This window comes from Terrabacter sp. P5_B1, from assembly GCF_056400505.1.
This window is the reverse complement of sequence record NZ_JBFULD010000342.1, coordinates 1-4,322: the sequence shown is the minus strand read 5'-3', so window position 1 is coordinate 4,322 and position 4,322 is coordinate 1. Positions and strand designations below refer to the sequence as shown.

Annotated in this window: 5 protein-coding genes; 2 read left to right on the top strand and 3 right to left on the bottom strand. The window is 73.0% G+C overall.

Annotated features, from left to right (window positions below):
- Positions 1–426: aminotransferase class III-fold pyridoxal phosphate-dependent enzyme (locus AC1DP0_RS18735; RefSeq protein WP_478087387.1), on the top strand; the 426-nt coding region annotated here is incomplete at its 5' end.
- A gap of 317 nt (positions 427–743) precedes the next feature.
- Here the strand turns inward: AC1DP0_RS18735 and AC1DP0_RS18730 are convergent.
- From AC1DP0_RS18730 to AC1DP0_RS18720, 3 genes are all read right to left on the bottom strand, one after another.
- On the bottom strand, positions 744–1,385 hold the full coding sequence (locus AC1DP0_RS18730; RefSeq protein WP_478087385.1) for a hypothetical protein: 642 nt from the start codon (positions 1,383–1,385) through the stop codon (positions 744–746).
- A gap of 348 nt (positions 1,386–1,733) precedes the next feature.
- The gene (locus AC1DP0_RS18725; RefSeq protein ID WP_478087381.1) at positions 1,734–2,558 is read right to left on the bottom strand and encodes an SGNH/GDSL hydrolase family protein; all 825 of its coding nucleotides are present in this window, start codon (positions 2,556–2,558) and stop codon (positions 1,734–1,736) included.
- Positions 2,555–3,232, bottom strand: coding sequence for a uracil-DNA glycosylase (locus AC1DP0_RS18720; protein ID WP_478087379.1), 678 nt, complete (start codon positions 3,230–3,232; stop codon positions 2,555–2,557). Before AC1DP0_RS18720 ends, AC1DP0_RS18725 begins: the two co-directional genes overlap by 4 nt.
- A 44-nt stretch (positions 3,233–3,276) precedes the next feature.
- Here AC1DP0_RS18720 and AC1DP0_RS18715 point away from each other — a divergent pair.
- Positions 3,277–4,322 (top strand): N-acetylglucosamine-6-phosphate deacetylase (locus AC1DP0_RS18715; RefSeq protein ID WP_478087377.1); only part of this gene is annotated, 1,046 nt, incomplete at its 3' end.

Here is a 4,322-nt window from a genome sequence, read left to right as displayed (position 1 = left end):
GTCATGGACTCGGTCCACAGCGGGGGCCTCGGCGGCACCTACGGCGGCAACCCCGTCGCCTGCGCCTCCGCGCTCGGGGCCATCGAGACGATGAAGGAGGAGGACCTCTGCGGCCGCGCCAAGCAGGTGGAGGCCCTCTTCGTCCCGCGCCTCAAGGCGCTTGCGGAGAAGTACCCGCAGATCGGCGACATCCGCGGCCGCGGCGCCATGCTCGCCRTCGAGCTCGTGAACGGCCCCGGCGACCTCACGCCGAACGCCGCGCTGACCGGCGCCGTCAACAAGGCCTGCCACGCCGACGGCCTCGTCACCCTGACGTGCGGCACCTACGGCAACGTCTTCCGCTTCCTGCCGCCGCTCGCCGCGAGCGACGAGCTGCTCTCCGAGGGCCTCGACATCTTCGAGAAGGCGTTCGCCGCCTCCGTCTGAGACGTCACCGACCAGAGCACGTATGCCGTCCCGCKGAGTCCGCGGGACGGCATACGTCCGCGCGGGGCGTGGTCGAGACAGGGACTGATGACGGAGGTTCCGGTGCTGCACCGGCTCGTCCGTGCTCAAGCAGCCGCCTCGGGGTCCCGAACGTCCGTCAACAGTCCCCGCTCGGCCCGGCGACGTCGCACCGTGCGTTCGATGACCCGTGCGACCCAGGCCGGCCTCAACATCACTTGGTCCCACGTGAAGCGCAGCACGAGCCACCCGCGCGAGACGAGCTCGCCGTAACGCTCGCAGTCACGGCCGAAGGCCGCTCACTCGCCGTGGGACTCGAAGCTGTCCGCCTCGAGGACGATCCCGAGGGTGTCGTCGCCGAGATCGACCTTGGCGAAGAAGTCGTCGTAGCGGATGCGGTGCTGCGGGTCCCAGTCCGTGCCCTCGACGCCCAGAGCTATCGCGCGCAACACCGACTCGAAGGGGTTCGCGGCCTTGGCGGTGGCGTGGCGTTCGACGGCGAGCGCTCGCGTCCGATGCCGTGGGCCGAGCTGGGCCGCGGCTGCCACCATGGCTCGTCGCCGCAGCCCTCCTCGAAGGGCGGAGTCGAAGACCGACAGCGCCTCGTCGAAGGGCAGGTCGAGGCAGCAGTCGATGACGGTGCGTATCGGGGTGGTGACATCGCCGTCGGTGACGTCACGAGCGGCGAGCGTGCGGCGATGGGTCGTCGCCAGACCCCGAGCGCTGTCCCTCAGCGTGCGGTTGGCCGGGATCGTCACGTCCGGCAGCCGCGGGACCGTCTTGACCTTCCAGCCCCAGTGCTGGGCGGCGGTGCGGTGCGAGAGGACGCCGGTCATCCGCCGTGCCACCACCCGGCCTTCATCGGCGCCGGGCAGCACGTAGAGGCCGTTGCCGGGGTGCCGGATGAGACCGGCATGGACGGAGCGCCGATGAGGCGCCATGGGACGGCGCGCCTCAGCTCGCGCCACGTGCACGTGCCGCCGAGGCGATGCACGGCGGTCACGACGTCGGCGGTGGAGAGGCTGCGTCGCGCGCGCCGCCGCGGTGGCGAGCTGGTGAGGTCTGACGTCATCCTCCGAGGCTCACGGAGACCGGGGCGGGCGTGCCGGACTTCTCCTCAGGGTCTGATTCCGGGGACGGATGACGGACCTTCGCGCGGTCCGAAGCCCGTGACCGTGCTCGGCCCTGTGGCTGACTCCCGTGAACCTCCGTCAACAGTCCCGGCCGGAGCCGGGCGTATGCCGTGTCGCGAGGTCCACGACGCGGCATACGTCAGCGGGTGGCGGGGTTCACGACGGGTCGAGCGGGGTCACGTCGGGGCGCTTGGCCTGGCGCTGGTCGCCCGACGACCGGCCGGTGAGGCGGCGGTGGACCCACGGGCCGACGTACTCCTTGGCCCACTGGGCGTTGGCCTGCAGGGCCTCGCGGCGACCGATCGGCGGAGCCGGCTCCAAGGGCGTCGCCCAGTCGGTCTCGGCCGGCGTGTGCCCGAGCGCCTCGAGGGCTGCCAGGGCGACGCGACGGTGGCCCTCCGTCGTCATGTGGATGCGGTCCTCGCTCCACATGCGCCAGTCGCGCAGGGCGTGCAGGCCCCACTGGTCGACGACGTGAGCACCGTTGCGGCGCGCGATGCTCCAGATGTTGGCGGTGTGGATCGCGGCGCGACCCCGCGTCGCCTTGACCAGGGGCGCGTCGGCCGGGTCGACCGGCGTCGCCATGAGCACGTCGGCCCCGGTGGCCCGGATGCGCGCGACGGCAGCCTCGAGCCGGGCGGCGAGGCCGTCGAGGTCGGCCTTCGGGCGCAGGATGTCGTTGCCGCCACCGACGATGCTCACGAGGTCGGGCTGCAGCGACAGCGCGTCCTCGAGCTGCGGGCCGACGACGTCGGCGAGCTTGCGGCCACGCACGGCGAGGTTGGCGTAGCCGAAGTCGACCCCCGCGCCGCGGGCGATCTCCGACAGGTGCGAGGCGAGCCGGTCGGCCCAGCCGGCGAACTCGCCGTCGTGGCCGAAGTCCGGGTCGTCGTCGCACATGCCCTCGGTGAACGAGTCGCCGATCGCGACGAAGCGGGTCCACACCGTGGTGTCGGAACCGTCAGGGGCGGGCTGGGTCATGTCAGCCTCCAGTCGATGGGTGCCGCGCCCTGCTGGGCGAGGAGGTCGTTGGTGCGGCTGAACGGCCGCGAGCCGAAGAAGCCGGAGCGTGCCGACAGCGGCGACGGATGGGCCGACTCGATGCGCGGCACGTCGCCGAGCATCGGCGCGAGGGACTGCGCCTGGCGCCCCCACAGGATGGCGACGAGCGGACCGCCGCGACCGGCGAGGGCCGAGATCGCTTGCGCCGTCACGGTTTCCCAGCCCCTGCCCTGGTGGCTGGCACTCGCGCCCGGGCGCACCGTGAGCACCCGGTTGAGCAGCATGACACCGCGCTCGAACCACGGCGTCAGGTCGCCGTTGCCCGGCATCGGCAGCCCGAGGTCGCTGCCGAGCTCGGCATAGATGTTCTGCAGCGAGCGGGGGACAGGCCGCACGTCGGGCGCGACGCTGAACGACAGCCCCACCGGGTGGCCCGGTGTCGGATAGGGGTCCTGCCCGACGACCAGCACCCGCACGTCGGGCAGCGGCAGCGAGAAGGCCCGCAGCACGCGGTCGCCCGCCGGCAGGTAGCCGCGACCGGCTGCCACCTCGGCGCGCAGGAACTCACCCATCTCGGTGATCGTGTCTGCCACTGGCTCGAGTGCCGGGACCCACGTCGGGTGGACGAGGTCACGCAGGGCTCTGGCTGGCACGGCCTCACGCTACCCCCGCCCGGCGTGCGACAGAATCGACCCCGATGAACCTCACCCTGCGCGGCCCCGCCCTGATCGACGACACCGTGCTGCCCGACGTCCTCGTCCAGGTCGAGGGCGAGCGCATCGCGGCGGTCACCCCCCTCGAACCCGGCACGCAGCCACCACCCGGCGCCGACGCGGCCGAGCGGGTCAGCGGGACGATGCTGCCGGCATACGTCGACGTCCACTGCCACGGCGGCGGCGGCACGGCGTTCACCGACCTGCGCGACGACGCCGCGGCCGCGGCCGCCGAGCACCACCACGCCCACGGGTCGACGAGCCTGCTGGCCAGCCTCGTCACGATGAGCCCGCGCGACCTCGAGCGCGGCGTCGCCATGCTCGCCGAGCTCGCCGACGACGGCGTCGTCGACGGYATCCACCTCGAGGGCCCGTGGCTCGCCGAGGCGCGCTGCGGCGCCCACGACCCGACCCTCCTGCGCGACCCCACRCTCGCCGAGGTCGAACGCCTCATCGAGGTCGGCCGAGGCCACATCCGGCAGGTCACGCTGGCACCGGAGCGCACCCACGGCCTCGACCTCGTCCGCTGGCTCACGACGGCCGGCATCCATGCCGCGGTGGGCCACACGACGGCCACGTACGCGCAGGTCGAGGAGGCTGTCGCGGCCGGCGCCGACCTCGGCACCCACCTCTTCAACGGCATGGACCCCATGCACCACCGGAAGCCGGGCGCCGTTGCGGCACTGATGCGTTCGGCCGTGCGCGGTCATGTCACGGTGGAGCTCATCGCCGACGGCGTGCACCTCGCCGACGACACGGTCCGCACCGTCCTCGACCTCGTCGGCGTCGACCACGTCGCCTTCGTCTCCGACGCGATGGCTGCCGCCGGAGTGGGAGACGGCGCATACGTCCTCGGCGGCCTCTCGGTCGTCGTCGACCGAGGCGTCGCCCGGCTGGCTCGCGACCCGGACGACACGGCTCCCGGATCGATCGCCGGCGGCACGAGCCACGTCGCCGACATCGTCACCCGGGTCGTCGCCGCCGGCACCCCCCTCGCGTATGCCGTCCGCCCCGCCACGCGCACCCCTGC